The 16300-nt window shown below is 62.0% G+C and carries 17 protein-coding genes and 1 tRNA gene; 8 read left to right on the top strand and 10 right to left on the bottom strand.

From position 1 onward, the window contains the following. Positions 1-48 precede the first annotated feature (48 nt). Positions 49-1707: an NAD+ synthase gene (locus K225_RS0112650; RefSeq protein ID WP_026436764.1), complete on the top strand. Its 1659-nt coding sequence runs from the start codon at positions 49-51 to the stop codon at positions 1705-1707. A 49-nt stretch (positions 1708-1756) separates the two neighbouring features. Next, on the top strand, positions 1757-2095 hold the full coding sequence (locus K225_RS0112645) for a P-II family nitrogen regulator (protein WP_026436763.1): 339 nt from the start codon (positions 1757-1759) through the stop codon (positions 2093-2095). Positions 2096-2204: 109 nt separating this feature from the next. On the opposite strand, the gene K225_RS0112640 is transcribed toward K225_RS0112645, so the two are convergent. Genes K225_RS0112640 through K225_RS0112615 form a run of 6 tightly spaced genes read right to left on the bottom strand, consistent with a single transcriptional unit; the run spans position 2205 to position 5701 of the window. After that, entirely contained in the window at positions 2205-2798 is a 594-nt protein-coding gene (locus K225_RS0112640) for a TIGR00730 family Rossman fold protein (protein WP_026436762.1), read from the bottom strand. After that, on the bottom strand, positions 2791-3201 hold the full coding sequence (locus K225_RS0112635) for a diacylglycerol kinase (protein WP_026436761.1): 411 nt from the start codon (positions 3199-3201) through the stop codon (positions 2791-2793). The genes K225_RS0112640 and K225_RS0112635 overlap by 8 nt, the downstream gene beginning before the upstream one ends. Before the next feature lie 53 nt (positions 3202-3254). Beyond that, complete coding sequence (locus tag K225_RS0112630) at positions 3255-3794, bottom strand: RDD family protein (RefSeq protein WP_155885267.1); 540 nt, start codon at positions 3792-3794, stop codon at positions 3255-3257. A gap of 5 nt (positions 3795-3799) precedes the next feature. Further along, positions 3800-4642, bottom strand: a complete 843-nt coding sequence (locus tag K225_RS0112625) for a DUF3106 domain-containing protein (protein ID WP_238323231.1) — start codon at positions 4640-4642, stop codon at positions 3800-3802. Between the two features lie 52 nt (positions 4643-4694). Beyond that, positions 4695-5135, bottom strand: a complete 441-nt coding sequence (locus tag K225_RS0112620) for a DUF3619 family protein (protein WP_026436758.1) — start codon at positions 5133-5135, stop codon at positions 4695-4697. After that, positions 5132-5701 carry an RNA polymerase sigma factor gene (locus K225_RS0112615; protein ID WP_026436757.1) on the bottom strand — a complete coding sequence of 190 codons (570 nt, stop codon included), beginning with the start codon at positions 5699-5701 and terminating at the stop codon, positions 5132-5134. Before K225_RS0112615 ends, K225_RS0112620 begins: the two co-directional genes overlap by 4 nt. Before the next feature lie 284 nt (positions 5702-5985). Here K225_RS0112615 and K225_RS0112610 point away from each other — a divergent pair, with 284 nt between their 5' ends. From K225_RS0112610 to K225_RS0112585, 6 genes are all read left to right on the top strand, one after another. Beyond that, on the top strand, positions 5986-7776 hold the full coding sequence (locus K225_RS0112610; RefSeq protein ID WP_026436756.1) for an acetolactate synthase 3 catalytic subunit: 1791 nt from the start codon (positions 5986-5988) through the stop codon (positions 7774-7776). A gap of 128 nt (positions 7777-7904) precedes the next feature. Next, entirely contained in the window at positions 7905-8396 is a 492-nt protein-coding gene (ilvN, locus tag K225_RS0112605; RefSeq protein ID WP_015013659.1) for an acetolactate synthase small subunit, read from the top strand. A gap of 158 nt (positions 8397-8554) precedes the next feature. After that, positions 8555-9571 carry a ketol-acid reductoisomerase gene (gene ilvC / locus K225_RS0112600; protein ID WP_005796248.1) on the top strand — a complete coding sequence of 339 codons (1017 nt, stop codon included), beginning with the start codon at positions 8555-8557 and terminating at the stop codon, positions 9569-9571. A gap of 200 nt (positions 9572-9771) precedes the next feature. After that, positions 9772-10605, top strand: a complete 834-nt coding sequence (gene pssA / locus K225_RS0112595) for a CDP-diacylglycerol--serine O-phosphatidyltransferase (RefSeq protein ID WP_026436755.1) — start codon at positions 9772-9774, stop codon at positions 10603-10605. Between the two features lie 207 nt (positions 10606-10812). Then, positions 10813-12351 (top strand): 2-isopropylmalate synthase, encoded by a 1539-nt coding sequence (locus K225_RS0112590; protein ID WP_026436754.1) that lies wholly within the window; start codon positions 10813-10815, stop codon positions 12349-12351. Positions 12352-12465: 114 nt separating this feature from the next. Continuing rightward, entirely contained in the window at positions 12466-13536 is a 1071-nt protein-coding gene (locus tag K225_RS0112585) for a serine hydrolase (protein WP_026436753.1), read from the top strand. Positions 13537-13572: 36 nt separating this feature from the next. Here the strand turns inward: K225_RS0112585 and K225_RS0112580 are convergent, their stop codons facing one another. The 4 genes from K225_RS0112580 to K225_RS0112565 form a co-directional block, all read right to left on the bottom strand. After that, positions 13573-14382, bottom strand: coding sequence for an IclR family transcriptional regulator (locus tag K225_RS0112580; RefSeq protein ID WP_026436752.1), 810 nt, complete (start codon positions 14380-14382; stop codon positions 13573-13575). Positions 14383-14411: 29 nt separating this feature from the next. Next, complete coding sequence (locus tag K225_RS0112575) at positions 14412-15197, bottom strand: arginyltransferase (protein WP_026436751.1); 786 nt, start codon at positions 15195-15197, stop codon at positions 14412-14414. Between the two features lie 17 nt (positions 15198-15214). Next, positions 15215-15949 carry a leucyl/phenylalanyl-tRNA--protein transferase gene (aat, locus tag K225_RS0112570; RefSeq protein ID WP_026436750.1) on the bottom strand — a complete coding sequence of 245 codons (735 nt, stop codon included), beginning with the start codon at positions 15947-15949 and terminating at the stop codon, positions 15215-15217. 257 nt (positions 15950-16206) lie between these two features. Beyond that, positions 16207-16282, bottom strand: a tRNA-Asn gene (locus K225_RS0112565). Positions 16283-16300: the final 18 nt, after the last annotated feature.

The following is a 16300-nucleotide window of genomic DNA, read 5'->3' as shown; positions in this document are numbered from 1 at the left end:
CGAGGGGTGGCGGTGTCCAACCTGGCCGCAGGGGCCGATCCCAGTTCCATGACGCTCTCCATTTGCACCGCTCAGCTCAATTTTGTCGTGGGCGACATGCCCGGCAATGCGCAAAAAATCATCGCTGCCGCGCGTGAGGCCCATGCGCAGGGCGCGCGGCTGCTGCTGACGCCCGAGCTGGCCATCTGTGGCTACGCGGCAGAAGACCTGTTTTTGCGCCCCGCATTTCTTGCGGCCTGTGATGATGCCGTGAAAACCGTGGTCCGCGAGACCGCAGGGTTGAAGGACCTCGCGATCGTGCTGGGCCATCCGCAAAAGCAGGCGCCGGGCGATCCGGCGTTCAGCCCCTGCCTGAATGCGGCCAGCGTGCTGCGGCATGGCCAGATCGAGCAGACCTATGCCAAGCGCGAGCTGCCCAACTACCAGGTGTTCGATGAGCGCCGCTATTTCGTCGCCGGCCAGTCGCCCTGCGTGTTCGCGGTGGAGGGCGTGCGGGTGGGTGTGCTGGTCTGCGAGGACGCGTGGTTTGCCGCACCCGCGCGCGCTGCGGCGCAGGCGGGGGCACAGCTGCTGGCCGTGATCAATGCCTCGCCCTTTCATCTGGGCAAGAGCGCCGAGCGCGAGCAGACCATGCGCGAGCGGGTGGCCGAGACAGGCCTGCCGCTGGTCTATGCCCACCTGGTGGGCGGGCAGGACGAGGTGGTTTTCGAAGGCCGTTCCTTTGCCCTGAATGCCGATGGATCGGTGGCCTGCCGGGCGCCTGGTTTTGAGGAAAAACTGGTGTTTGCGCAAATCCATGAAGCACAAACTGCTATCAGAATAGAAGCGGAAGTGGCGCCCGAGCGCAGCGCGGAGGCCGATCTGTGGGATGCGCTGGTGCTGGGCGTGCGCGACTACGTGCGCAAGAACGGCTTCCCGGGCGCCTTGCTGGGGCTGTCGGGCGGCATCGATTCGGCGCTGGTGCTGGCGATTGCGGTGGACGCCCTGGGCGCGGACAAGGTGCGCACCGTGATGATGCCCTCGCCCTACACGGCGGACATCAGCTGGATCGACGCGCGCGACATGGCCGAGCGCATGGGCGTGCGCCATGACGAAATCGCGATTGCCCCCCAGTTCGAGGCCTTCAAGGCGGCGCTGGCGAGCCAATTTGCCGGCCTGTCCGAGGACACGACCGAGGAGAACCTGCAGGCCCGCATCCGCGGCACGCTGCTGATGGCGTTGTCGAACAAGTTTGGCGCCATCGTGCTGACCACCGGCAACAAGAGCGAGATGGCCACCGGCTACTGCACGCTGTATGGCGACATGGCCGGCGGCTTTGCGCCCATCAAGGATGTGGCCAAGACCCGGGTGTTCGATCTGGCGCGCTGGCGCAATGCCCACGATCCGTATGGCACCGGCGCCAACCCCATCCCCGAGCGCATCATCACGCGCCCACCCAGTGCCGAATTGCGCCCCGACCAGAAAGACCAGGACAGTTTGCCGGCCTACGAGGTGCTCGATGCGATCGTGGCGCGTTACATGGAAAATGACGAACCGATAGAGTCCATCATTGCCGCCGGTTTTGAGCGCGCCGATGTCGAGCGCGTCACCCGGCTGATCAAGCTGAACGAATACAAGCGCCGCCAGGCCCCCGTGGGCGTGCGCGTCACGCGCCGCAGCTTCGGCAAGGACTGGCGCTACCCTATCACCAGCCAATTCAGGGCCTGACGGGCATCCGCCAGTTCCACTGCTTTTTTATCCTCCAGGAGACTCCCCCATGAAAATGATCACCGCCGTCATCAAGCCGTTCAAGCTGGAAGAGGTCCGTGAAGCCTTGGCCGAATGCGGTGTGACGGGCCTCACCGTGACCGAGGTGAAGGGTTTCGGGCGCCAGAAAGGCCACACCGAGCTGTACCGCGGGGCGGAGTATGTGGTGGATTTCCTGCCCAAGGTGAAGGTGGAAGTCGTGGTCAAGACCGAAGACCTGGAGCGCTGCGTAGACGCCATCGTCAATGCGGCGCGCACGGGCAAGATTGGCGACGGCAAGATTTTTGTGACCGCCGTGGAGCGCGTGGTGCGCATCCGCACGGGTGACCTGGACGACGCAGCGGTATAGGCTCCCCCTGTGTCGCTTCGCGCCATCCCCCTGAGGGGGATGGCCCCAGCGCGGCGGGGCGGCCCTTGCACAGGGGCGCTGGCTTGGGCCGCGCTCGTTTTGCGGGCTGTCAGATCACCGAGCGCAGCGGTACCGGCTCCAGGCTGTGGCCTGCCGACTGCACCAAGGTGCGCAGCAGGGCGTCGCTGTCGGTTGCGATGTGCAGCAGGTCCATCTGCCACCCTCTCATGAACCCACTCGCCACGCTGGTCTGCAAAAAGGCCAGCAGGCCATCGTAGTAGCCGCCCACGTTGAGCAGGCCCAGCGGCTTGTCGTGGTAGCCCAGCTGGCGCCAAGTCCACACTTCAAACAGTTCCTCGAAGGTGCCAATGCCGCCGGGCAGCGCCACAAAGGCGTTGCTGCGCTCGGCCATCATGGCCTTGCGCTCATGCATGGTCTGCACGATGTGCAATTCGTCACACTGGCGGTTGGCCAGTTCCTTGTCCACCAGCGTCTGCGGTATCACGCCCACCACCCGGCCACCGGACAGGCGTGTGGCCTCGGCCACCGTGCCCATGAGGCCGCTGAGGCCGCCGCCGTACACGAGCTGGCCGCCATGCGAGCCGATCCACTGGCCCACGGCCTGGGCGGCCTGGGAAAACGCCGGGTTCTCACCGGGGCGCGAGCCGCAGTACACGCAGATGGAGAAAGCAGGCTCAGCCATGGAAAAACCTCTGAAAAAGAGCGGCACACCAGATGCCGATGCACAGCAGCAGCGACAGCAGCACCGCGGCGCTGCCCATGTCCTTGGCACGCTTGGACAGGTCGTGCCACTCGGGGCCGATGCGATCGATGGCGGTCTCGATACCGGTGTTGAGCAGCTCGACGATCATCACGATGACGACCGACCCGGCCAGCAGCGCCACCTCCATCCAGTTGCGGCCCAGCCAGAACGCCAGCGGAACCAGGATCACGGCCGCAATGACTTCCTGGCGAAACGCCTTTTCGTGCCAGCCGGCACGCAGGCCTGCGATGGAGTAGCCCGTGGCATGCCAGACCCGGTTCAGTCCGGTCCGGGCTTTCTGGGGGTTGGCGGGCGCGGGGTGTGTGGGGTCGAGTGATGGCATGCTGCAATTGTCGGGGTCGGATCTGTCCGGGCAAGGGCATATCCGGCAAAAGCTTATTTTTTGACAGGTTCGTGGTGCACCAGGCGGGTGCCCGCCAGTGCGTCGTGCCAGAACTGCTGCTGGGGGTGAAAGCGACTCAGCAGCGCCCACACGGCAACCCAGCCCAGCACGATCACCGTGGCTTCGCCGCCCGGCAGTGAAAAGGGTGCCACCGCGGCCAATGGCGGTAGAAACCACAGCCAGGAAAGAACATAGCGCAGCAGCGCACGCGCCTGCGTGAGCGGGCGGCCACCACGGTCCACCACGCGGATGTTCCAGGTTTTCATGGCCAGGGTCTGCCCCTTGGCCCAGAACCAGGTGAAGTAGATGCCAAACACCACAAACAGGAAGGCCTGCAGGGCATGGCGATTGTCCAGGGCATTGCGGGTCTGGCTCAGGGTGCCAAACAGGTAGCCGGCGATGAAGACCACGCCGAACATCAGGATGCCTTCATACATCCAGCATGCCATGCGGCGGACCAGGCTCGGGGCCTGAAGGTTCGTGGGGGCGGGGACCGTGGAAGGCAGCGCTTCAGGCGGGGGCAGGACGGGCATGCAAATTACTGGGGGGTCAGGAGGGGCGCATCGGGTACGGCCGGGGTCGCATGGTCGCTGGCAACTGGCGCAGCCGGCAGTGGCGGTAGCGTGATTGGCACAGCCATCGGTATGTTGACGGGGGCCGTTTCCACCAAGGCGGGGGGGGGCGGAACCGGTGCATCACTCCCGTGCCCGGCGCCGGCAGGGGCGGGCAGTGCTGGCTTCGCGACCCGTGGCGGGAGGCTTTGTCCCGGTGGGATCTTGGGCTGGTTGGGGCGGTTGGGGTTGGCCTCCGAGGCCGCCGGAATCTGTGCCAGCTTGCGGGGAGAAACGGGTTTGAGCGCAGTGGCTGCACCTTGCGGCTTGGGGGCCGCGCGCGCAGCCAGCTTGCGCTTTTCTTCATCGCTCAGCGCCTGGTAGGCCTGCCATTGGGCGAGCTTGTTGTCACGGGCCAGGCGATTGGAGTCGGCATAGTTGAGCCGTGCCTGGTTGCGCTGCTGCACGCTCAGACTGGCCCATTCCGTCATGCGGTTATGGAGTTTTTCCTGCTCTTGTTCCGGGAGTGTGGGGAAATTCTGGGCCAGGGCGAGCCAGCGCCGTTTCTGCGCTTCGCTGAGCAGCGCCCAGCGTTCCGCGAGAGGGTAGAGCGCCAGTTTCTGCGGAGTGTTCAGAACCTCCCAGCCTGGGCCCGCAGGGGGTTGTCGGGATGGATGGACTACCGTGCCTGCGCCTTTGCCATTGGGGCTGGAGGTCAGCGCGGCCGTGGGCACCAAGGTGCCCGGGGCCATGCGCACCTGGTTGAGCACCGCCATGCCGCCGGCTGCAAGCGCACCCAAAAGCACCGAAGCCAGCACGAAGGCTGGCATGGTGGGATGGTCGTCAGGGGGGCTTGCGTGCATGCAGAAAAAAAGAAGTCGATCAGTTGCTGGAATGGGCGGTTTTCAGGAACTGTACAAAACCCGGGTCGGAGTATGCCGCCGGGGGCAACTCGTCGGTCAGCAGGGCGGCATCCACTTCCGCCACCTCGATCGTTCCCAGTTCGTCCTGGGCCACATTGATGACTACCAGGCCCACCAGCAGTGCCATCACGGGAACCGCCGAAATCAGGGCATTCCACCAGCCACCCCGTTCGCTGCCGCCACCGAGCGCGGCGGCATGGCCCGAGTGCACAACGGCGGGTGCAACGCGACGCACCTGAACGGTGACTTTGCGCTTGGCCAGCGCCTGCATGCGGGCCGCGCGCAACCGCTCGGAAATATCGTAGGGCAGATCATTCGCTCCACTGCTTAACCGTGCAGTGACGCGGCGGGCAAAACGATCCGCCGCCATTTCATGGGAGGGGGTGTTTGCGGTGTTCATGGTTCGATTCCTTTTGCCTTCAGCGCCTTGCCGAGAGTCTGTATTGCACGAAAACAGTGCGTCTTGACGCTGCCTTCGGAGCAACCCATGGCGGCTGCTGTTTCTGCTACATCCATTTCTTCCCAGTAACGCATGAGAAACGCTTCCCGTTGACGTGCCGGCAGCGCCTCGATTTCTTCTTCGATGCCCTTGAAGATCTGTGCACGCCGGGTCAGATCTTCCGCGCTGTCAGCCCGTTCGCCATTGTCTGGGCCGGTGTAGGCTTCGAGCAGATCAAATTCCGTGCCATCTTCTCCGGGTCCGTCGAAGTCGCTCATGCTCGAAAACAGTGCATCGCGGGTCTTTTGGCGGCGAAACCAGTCCAGCGTGCAGTTTGACAAGATGCGCTGAAACAGCATGGGCAATTCGCTCGTGGGCTTGTCGCCGTAATGCTCGGCCAGCTTGAGCATGCTGTCCTGGACGATGTCCAGGGCCGCTTCCTCATTGCGGACGTGGTAGAGCGAGCGCTTGAATGCGCGCTTTTCTACACTTTTGAGGAAGTCGGAGAGTTCTTGTTCAGTGGCCAAGAGGAAGCAGCCCGGAAGGGGCGATGCAGTCATGCGTGAAAGCGCGGTGCAGTCCGCGCAAGGGTTCAATTATCGCATTGGGTACCGATTTTTTTGGAAGCGGCTGGTTTTGCGTGTGTTGCAGTGCGATAATTCCGACTGCAATTCAAAAGGCAAACGGGTCACGGTCCGGCGCGGCAATCATCCCGCCCATGTCCTTGGCCTCAAGTTCCGAGCGGGCTTCACAAGAGCGCTTGTAAGGAGCACCCAAGGTTTTTCGTCAGAGAAATTCACAAAGGTTGATCATGGAAATCTCCAAGGCTGAACTCACATCGGCAGCCATTGCCTCCCACGGCAATTCTCCCGCCTCCGGCTCGCAGGACCTCATGGGTTCTGAAATCCTCGTCAAGTCGCTGCAGGCCGAGAACGTGCAGTACATCTGGGGCTACCCCGGCGGCGCAGTTCTCTATATCTACGACGCGCTCTACAAGCAAGACACGATCCAGCACGTACTGGTGCGCCATGAGCAGGCCGCGGTGCATGCCGCCGACGGCTATGCCCGCGCCACCGGCGAGGTGGGTGTGGCGCTGGTCACCTCGGGCCCCGGGCTGACCAATGCCGTCACGGGCATTGCCACGGCCTACATGGACAGCATTCCCATGGTGATCATCTCTGGCCAGGTGCCCACGGCGGCCATCGGCCTGGATGCATTCCAGGAATGTGACACGGTAGGCATCACGCGCCCCATCGTGAAGCACAATTTTCTGGTCAAGGACCCGCGCGATCTGGCCATGACGCTGAAGAAAGCCTTTCATATCGCCCGCACCGGCCGACCCGGCCCCGTGGTGGTCGATATTCCGAAGGACGTGTCATTCAAGAAGGTCGCTTATACCGGCTACCCCCAGAGCGTGGAAATGCGCTCCTACAACCCGGTACGCAAAGGCCATGGCGGCCAGATCCGCAAGGCGCTGCAGCTGCTGCTGGCGGCCAAGCGCCCCTACATCTACACCGGCGGCGGCGTGCTGCTGGGCAATGCCACCAACGAGCTGCGCACGCTGGTGGACATGCTGGGCTATCCCGTCACCAACACGCTGATGGGCCTGGGCGCCTACCCCGCGTCGGACCGCAAATTCCTGGGCATGCTGGGCATGCACGGCACCATCGAAGCCAACAATGCCATGCAGAACTGCGACGTGCTGCTGGCCGTGGGTGCCCGCTTTGACGACCGCGTGATCGGCAACCCCAAACACTTCGCGCAGAACGACCGCAAGATCATCCACGTGGACATCGACCCGTCGAGCATCTCCAAGCGCGTGAAGGTCGACATCCCGATCGTCGGCGACGTGAAGGACGTGCTCACCGAACTGATCTCCATGATCCGCGAGAGCAGCACCCGTCCAGACGCCGGTGCACTGGCCGCCTGGTGGGACACCATCGAAGGCTGGCGCAAGCGCGAATGCCTCAAGTACAGCATGGGCAGCGGCGACGTGATCAAGCCGCAGTACGTGGTCGAGACCCTGTGGAACATGACCAAGGACGCGGACACCTACATCACGTCCGACGTGGGCCAGCACCAGATGTGGGCCGCGCAGTACTACCGCTTCGACGAACCCCGCCGCTGGATCAACTCTGGCGGCCTGGGCACCATGGGCGTGGGCATTCCCTATGCCATGGGCATCAAGCTGGCCAAGCCGCAATCCGAGGTGTTCTGCATCACCGGCGAAGGCTCGGTGCAGATGAACATCCAGGAGCTGTCCACCTGCCTGCAGTACAACACGCCGATCAAGATCTGCTCGCTGAACAACCGGTACCTGGGCATGGTGCGCCAGTGGCAGGAGATTGAATACTCCGGCCGCTACAGCCACAGCTACATGGACGCGCTGCCCAACTTCGTGAAGCTGGCCGAGGCCTATGGCCACGTGGGCCTGCTGATCGAGCACCCCAAGGACGTCGAGCCCGCGCTGCGCGAAGCCCGCAAACTCAAGGACCGCACGGTGTTCATGGACTTCCGCACCGACCCCACCGAGAACGTGTTCCCGATGGTGCAGGCCGGAAAGGGCATTACCGAGATGTTGCTGGGATCGGAAGACCTTTAAGCATCCAATCGGCTTTTGGCGTTTATCTGGTAAGCGCTGGCAGCTATCTTTTTTGACGAATCTATTGCCTGCCAAGCCTGCGCATTACCGTGCGCAGGGGAGGGCAGCAAAAAGAGGAATCTCTCACCATGAAACACATCATTGCTGTCCTGCTGGAAAACGAGCCCGGTGCTCTTTCCCGCGTCGTGGGTCTGTTCTCGGCCCGTGGCTACAACATCGAATCGCTCACCGTGGCGCCCACCGAGGATGCATCGCTCTCGCGCATGACCATCCAGACCACGGGCTCTGACGACGTGATCGAGCAGATCACCAAGCACCTGAACCGCCTCATCGAGGTCGTGAAGGTGGTGGATCTCACCGAAGGTGCTTACACCGAGCGCGAGCTCATGATGGTGAAGGTGCGCGCGGTGGGCAAGGAGCGCGAGGAGATGAAGCGCATGGCCGACATCTTCCGTGGTCGCATCATCGACGTGACCGAGAAGAGCTACACCATCGAACTCACCGGTGACCAGTCCAAGAACGATGCTTTTCTGCAAGCCATCGATCGCACGGCCATCCTGGAAACCGTGCGCACCGGTGCCAGCGGCATCGGTCGCGGCGAGCGAATCCTGCGCGTGTAACGGATTTGCCTTCGACCGGCTGGCGTCGTTGGAGAGCCTTGCGGTGCTAAAGCACTGTCTGCGGCTCCCCGCCTAGCCATCCGGCCGGATCCAAATCCGATGTAAGACAATCAACTGTTCATTTTTCAACCCCATACGAATTTCAACCGGAGCGACCCATGAAAGTTTTCTACGACAAAGACTGTGACCTGAGCCTGATCAAGGGCAAGACCGTGGCCATCATCGGCTATGGCTCGCAGGGCCACGCCCATGCCCAGAACCTGAACGACAGCGGCGTGAAGGTCGTGGTCGGCCTGCGCAAGGGCGGCGCCTCGTGGGACAAGGTCGGCAAGGCCGGCCTGACGGTCATGGAAGTCAACGATGCCGTGAAGGCCGCCGACGTGGTCATGATCCTGTTGCCCGACGAGCAGATCGCTGAGGTCTACACCAACAACGTGGCCCCGAATATCAAGCAAGGCGCTTCGCTGGCCTTCGCCCACGGCTTCAACGTGCACTACAACCAGGTCGTGCCCCGTGCCGATCTGGACGTGTGGATGGTCGCCCCCAAGGCCCCCGGCCACACCGTGCGCAACACCTACACCCAGGGCGGTGGCGTGCCCCACCTGGTGGCCGTGCACCAGGACAAGAGCGGCAAGGCCCGTGACCTGGCCCTGTCCTATGCCATGGCCAACGGTGGCGGCAAGGCCGGCATCATCGAGACCAACTTCAAGGAAGAGACCGAGACCGACCTGTTCGGCGAGCAGGCCGTGCTGTGCGGCGGCGCCGTCGAGCTGATCAAGATGGGTTACGAAACCCTGGTCGAAGCCGGCTATGCCCCCGAGATGGCCTACTTCGAATGCCTGCACGAGCTCAAGCTCATCGTGGACCTGATCTACGAAGGTGGCATCGCCAACATGAACTACTCGATCTCGAACAACGCCGAGTTCGGCGAGTACGTGACCGGCCCCGAGGTCATCAACGAGCAGTCGCGCGCCGCCATGCGCAATGCCTTGAAGCGCATCCAGAACGGCGACTACGCCAAGATGTTCATCCAGGAAGGCCGCCTGAACTACCCGAGCATGACCGCCCGCCGCCGCAACACGGCCGACCACAGCATCGAAGTGGTGGGGGCCCAGCTGCGCGCCATGATGCCCTGGATCGCCAAGAACAAGCTGGTCGATCAGACCCGCAACTGATGCGGCCTCGCCAAGGCATTGCCAGCATCCAAAGGCCACTTCGGTGGCCTTTTTTGTGGGCGGGCACGGTGTTGGCTGGCGCTACACTGCTGCCTTCGCCTGGTGCCCGTGCGGCGTTCTGCCAGCGCAGCGGGTGAAAAATAACGCTATAAATTTGAGAGCTTCTTGCGCCTGATAGGCAAGGGCTGGAGGTCTATTTGATGCATGATGGCAATGAATCCACCGAGAATGTCGGTGTGATGGTGCGCAAGCGGCGCAAGGGCATTTACATTCTGCCCAATCTGTTCACACTGGCGGCATTGTTCGGTGGTTTCTATTCCATCGTGATGGCCATGAACGGGCGTTTCGACATGGCGGCCGTGGGTGTGTTCTGTGCCATGGTGCTGGACAGCCTGGACGGCCGCGTGGCCCGCATGACCAACACCCAGAGCGCTTTCGGCGAACAGATGGATTCGCTGTCCGACATGGTGTCGTTTGGTGCGGCGCCGGCCCTGATTGCTTACGAGTGGTCGCTCCGGGGGCTGGGCCGCTGGGGCTGGATTGCCGCCTTCGTGTATTGCGCCTGCGCTGCGCTGCGCCTGGCACGCTTCAACGTCAACACCAGCGTGGTGGACAAGCGCTATTTCCAGGGATTGCCATCGCCCGCCGCTGCGGCGCTGGTGGCGGGCTTCATCTGGTTGCTGACCGAGCTGGGGGTGCACCGCGACCAGGACGCGTGGCTTACATGGTCACAGGTGAGCTGGGTCATGTTTGCCTTCACGCTGTATGCGGGCCTCACCATGGTGACCAATGTGCCGTTCTACAGCTTCAAGGACGTGCAGATGAAAAAGAGCGTGCCTTTCGCCGCCATCGTGCTGATTGCCCTGGGCATTGCCGTCATCAACATCCATCCGCCCATTGTCCTGTTTGGCGTGTTTGTGTTGTACGGCCTGAGCGGCTATGCCGTGTATGCGTGGCGCAAGGCCAAGGGACAGCACAGCAGCGTGATCAGTATCTCGACCGATGAGCCCGATGAGCGGGGTCTGCACAAGTGATGGCAGCGGAATGCAGCAAACTGTGCTACATTGGCCCGCATGAACACGTTTGCACTGGCCCTACTGCTATCTCCCCACGGGCGGAGACGGTAGGCGCACGCGCACACTTTTTCCACAAAGGCCCGTATGCACCCGCAACGGGCCTTTTGTTTTGGGCGCCAGAATTTCGACGTTGCGGGCAACCCCACCAGTACCAGGAGAGACCACATGGCTGACAAACTCATCATTTTTGACACCACCTTGCGCGATGGCGAGCAATCGCCCGGCGCCTCGATGACCAAGGACGAAAAGCTGCGCATTGCCCGCCAGCTCGAACGCCTGAAGGTGGATGTGATCGAAGCCGGTTTCGCAGCCAGCTCCAACGGGGACTTCGAGGCGGTGCAGGCAATAGCCAACGCGATCAAGGATTCGACCATCTGCTCGCTGTCGCGCGCGAATGATCGCGATATTGCACGCGCCGCAGAGGCCCTGCAGGGCGCAGCCAGTGCACGTATCCACACCTTTATCGCGACGTCTGCGCTGCACATGGAGAAAAAGCTGCGCATGACCCCCGAGCAGGTGCTGGAGCAGGCCAGGCAGTCGGTGCGCTTTGCCCGCAACCTGGTGGGGGATATCGAGTTCAGCCCCGAGGATGGTTATCGCAGCGACCCGGATTTCCTGTGCCGCGTGATCGAAGCCGTCATTGCCGAAGGTGCCACCACGATCAATGTGCCCGACACCGTGGGTTATGCCGTGCCCGAGCTGTACGGCAACTTCATCAAGAGCCTGCGTGAACGGGTGCCCAACAGCGACAAGGCCATCTGGTCGGTGCACTGCCACAACGATCTGGGCATGGCGGTGGCCAACTCGCTGGCGGGTGTGAAGATCGGCGGCGCGCGCCAGGTGGAGTGCACGATCAATGGTCTGGGCGAGCGCGCAGGCAACTGCTCGCTCGAGGAAGTGGTCATGGCGGTCAAGACGCGCCGCGACTACTACGGGCTGGACGTGGGCATCGACACCAGGCACATCGTGGCGGCCAGTCGCATGGTGAGCCAGACCACGGGCTTTGTGGTGCAGCCCAACAAGGCCGTGGTGGGGGCCAATGCCTTTGCCCACGCCAGCGGTATTCACCAGGACGGTGTTCTGAAGGCCCGTGACACCTATGAAATCATGCGTGCGGAAGATGTGGGCTGGAGTGCCAACAAGATCGTTCTGGGCAAGTTGAGTGGACGCAATGCCTTCAAGCAGCGCTTGCAGGAATTGGGTGTGCAGCTCGAAAGCGAAACCGACGTCAACAACGCCTTCGCCAAGTTCAAAGAGCTGGCCGACCGCAAGAGCGAAATCTTTGACGAAGATATCCTGGCGCTGGTGAGTGATGAAAGCGTGACCAGCGAGAAGGAGCAATTTGGATTTGTTTCGCTCGCGCAGCACAGCGAGACCGGCGAGCGGCCGCAGGCTTCGATTGTGTTCACGGTGGATGGCAAGGAGGTACGCGGGCAATCCGACGGCAATGGCCCAGTGGATGCGTCGCTGAAGGCCATCGAGTCGCATGTCCAGAGTGGTGCTGAAATGGTTCTGTACTCGGTGAACGCCATCAGCGGTTCGACCGAGAGCCAGGGGGAGGTCACGGTGCGTTTGCAAAACAGCGGTCGGGTGGTGAACGGCGTGGGAGCGGACCCCGATATCGTGGTTGCGTCAGCCAAAGCCTACCTGAGCGCGTTGAACAAATTGCAAAGCAAATCCGACCGTGTCGCAGCACAGGGCTGAGATGTGAACCTGTAATTCACTCACTTTATTGAAAAGTCGTGCAACGTATTGATCTTGCGCGACTTTTTTCAATTCTGTACACTGCCCACACTTATTACCGTTTGGAGCATTCTGATGCACCATCGCCGCCCCACTGCAGTGAATCGTCTCTTCCAGATTTTTGGCCTGTTTGTTGTCAGCGTTGCGCTGCTATCGCCCTCCGCCCAGGCGAGCGAACGGAAGAAACCCGTCGCCAAGAAGCACCAAGCCCAGACCGTCAGCGCCCAGCGTGCCGCAGTGCCGCGCAAGGCTGCCAGCGCGGGCAAGGCGGTGCGTGCCACGGCGCGCACTGCAAAGGCCCCCGTGCGGGTTGCCTATGAGCCGGCCAAGCCGACTTTTGGTCAGATGGCTGGACTTCACCAAGTTGCCGATCCCCTCGATCTCAAGTCCAGTGTGGCATTCGTGATTGATCAGGACACGAACGAGGTTCTGGTCAGCAAGAACGACCATGCGGTGCTTCCCATCGCATCGCTGACCAAGTTGATGACGGGCCTTCTCATCACCCAGGCCGGCTTGCCCATGGACGAGCCCCTGACCATTACCCAGGATGATGTGGATACGGAAAAGGGGAGTCGCTCGCGCCTGAGCGTAGGCACCACCTTGACCCGTGGCGAGATGCTGCATCTGGCGCTGATGTCCAGTGAAAACCGCGCTGCGCACGCACTGGGCCGGACCTATCCGGGCGGACTCGATGCTTTTGTGGCACTGATGAACAGCAAAGCGCGTTCGATTGGCATGATCGACACGAAGTATGTCGAGCCCACCGGGCTGTCTAGCCGCAACCAGTCGAGTGCCCGCGATCTGGCCCGGCTGGTGAACGTGGCCCACGGGGATCCGGTCATGCGGGAGTTTTCCACCTCTCCCGGTTATGAGGTCGCGGTGGGGCAAAAGACACTGCAGTACAACAATACCAATGGGCTGGTGAAGAATCCGGAATGGACGATCGGGTTGCAGAAGACGGGGTATATCTCGGAGGCAGGCCGGTGCCTGGTGATGCAGACCCACATTGCTGGGCGCAAGCTCATCATGGTTTTTCTCGACTCGGCAGGCAAGTTCAGCCGGCTGGGGGATGCGCAGCGGGTGCGCCATTGGGTGGAGTCCTTGCCTGCATTGGGTGCCAAACTGCAGGCCGCCCGCGCGGGCTGACCGGCCCCCTTATTGCGCAAAGCTTCCGATCCTGCTTCAGGATTCGCGGTTCGCGCGGGTTGTGTCTTGGGTGGAGAGGTAGCCCAGAGCCAGGGAGATTTCGTGGGCGGTGGCCTGAAGCTTGGGCAGCCAGCCTTCATCAAGGCGATCGGCCGGGGCCGATATGGACAGGCCGGCCACCAGCTTGCCCTGATCGTCAAAGACGCCTGCCGCCATGCAGCGCACACCAAGTTCCAGCTCTTCATTGTCACGGGCGATGCCGTATTGGCGTGCCTTGGCCAGTTCTCGTTCAAGTGTCTGAAGCTGGGTGATGCTGTTGCGTGTGTGCCCGGCCAGTCCGGTGCGCGTGGCATAGGCGCGCACACGTTGCGGATCGTCGAGCGCCAGAAACAGCTTGCCAGTGGATGTGAGGTGCAGCGGTGCCCGCCCGCCGATGGCGCGCACCACCTGCATGCCAGATCGCTCGCTATAGGCGCGCTCGACATAAACAATTTCATCGCCCTGGCGCATGCTGAGATTCACCGGCTGCTGAATGAGCTTGTGCAGATTGCGCATCGGGCCAAGTGCCGCGTCGCGCACACTCAGGCGTGCCTTGACGAGATTCCCCAGCTCCAGCAGCCTCATGCCCAACCGGTAACTGCCTGATTCGGGCCGGTCAACGAACCGGCCAATCGTCAGGTCGTTCAGGATGCGATGGGTCGTCGAGGGGTGCAGGCCCGTTTTTTCGCTGATTTCCTTGAGCGAAATTGCCTCTTCGCGTGATGCCAGTACATCCATCAGCGTGAACATGCGTTCCAGCACCTGAACGCTGGGCTTCACGGGGATGCCTGGATCTTTTTTCTTCATGGGGTGGAATGTGGGGAGGGGTTGTGATTTTATCTTGTGAAATTTGATGCATGCCGTGGAGCGCCACCCGCATGCTGATCAGTCCGGCGGATCCACTGGCCGGCCTCCAGAACCTCGTGGGGAATGAAGCGGGCTTTGTAGTTCATCTTGGCGCTCTGCTGGATCCAGTAGCCCAGGTACACATGGGGCAAGCCCAGGGAGCGAGCCTGCTCAATCTGCCACATCACGTTGTAGGTGCCGTAGCTGCAATGTGGTTCCGGCGCATAAAAGGTGTAAACGGCCGAGAGACCGTCTTCCAGGATATCGAGGATGGACACCATCTTCAGCTGACCCGCCTCGCCCGATGCATCGACTTCGCGAAACTCCACGAGGCGGGTGTTCACCTGGCTTTGCAGCAGAAACTGCGTGTATTGGTCAACACTGTCGTGGTCCATGCCCCCGCCGGGATGGCGGGCATTCTGATACCGCCGATACAGGTGGTAGTGCTCAGGCATGAAACACAGCCTCAACACCCGTGCCTGCAGGTGCCCGTGGCGTGCAGCCGCTCTGCGCTGGCTGCGATCGGGCTTGAAATGGTGGGCCTTGATGCGCAGGGGGATGCACGCCTGGCAGCCATCGCAATAAGGACGATAAGTGAACATACCGCTGCGCCTGAACCCCTGGGCCACCAAGTTCGAATAGACCTCGCCTTGAATCAGATGGCTGGGGGTGGCGACTTGGGATCGCGCCTGCCGGTCGGGCAGATAACTGCACTGGTAGGGTGCCGTTGCGTAAAACTGCAGTGTTTGCAGCGGTAGGTCGTTGAGTTGCGTCATGCCGTGGGTACCGCTGGTTACAGCAGCGCATTCCAGTATACGGGCTCAAAGTGCCACGCCATCGGGGGCTGGGTGGTCTGCTTCTGCACGTGTTGCATGAATTCAGCACGTGGTATTTCGCGTGCGCCCAGGGATGCCAGATGCGCGGTGTTTTGTTGGCAGTCAATCAGTTCAATGCCGTTGCGCAGACACATGCAAACCAGTGCCGCCAGTGCGATCTTGGAGGCATCGGTAGCGTGGGCAAACATGGATTCGCCAAAGATGGCGCGGCCGATCGCCACACAATATAGACCCCCTGCCAACTTTCCATTCACCCACGTCTCGACGCTGTGGGCCGTTCCATGCGCATGCAGCGCTTCGTAGGCAACCACCATCTCGGGGACGATCCAGGTGCCGTTCTGACCATCCCGTGGCGTGCTGGAACATGCCCGGATGACCTGGCCAAAGGCCGAGTCGATGCGGATTTCACAGGCTGCACTGGTGTGAAATCTCTGCAGGGTTTTTCGCAAGGACCGATGCAGCCGGAAATCGGCCACCTTCAGAACCATGCGGGGGTCAGGCGCCCACCAGAGAATGGGCTGGCCTATGCCGAACCAGGGAAAGGTGCCCTGAGCGTAGGCAGCGTGCAAATGGGCCACATCAAGGGCTCCTCCCGCTGCCAGCAGGCCCGGAGCGGGGCTGGTCTTTCCCCAGGCGGTGGAGGGGTCGGGCAGAAGGTCCTCTGGCTCCAGCCAGGGCAGTTGAGGGGGCATGTTGTGAGGCTTCAGGGCGGCATTCGATTGTGTGGCAAAGGACCCGTCATGTGTGATGTGATGGCTGCACATGCATTTTCGCCACCCGCACGGCGCTCAATCGGGGGGGGGGGGCATCGGAATGGCCAAATCAGTTGCAGCTGGCGTAGGCACGCAAGAGGGGTGGAGATATCGCGCGCGAGCCGTACCGTCTTTTGCTAGTGCGGTACTGCAAAGCAAAAAGGCCACCCAGAAGGGTAGCCTTTGGCTGCCAGTATTGGCTCCTCGACCTGGGCTCGAACCAGGGACCTACGGATTAACAGTCCGGCGCTCTACCGACTGAGCTATCGAGGAATGATCGGTATGTAAAAG

The organism is Acidovorax sp. JHL-9 (assembly GCF_000426205.1).
In the GTDB taxonomy this organism is placed as follows: Bacteria; Pseudomonadota; Gammaproteobacteria; order Burkholderiales; family Burkholderiaceae_C; genus Acidovorax; species Acidovorax soli.
This window is presented reverse-complemented; position numbering and strand designations above follow the sequence as displayed.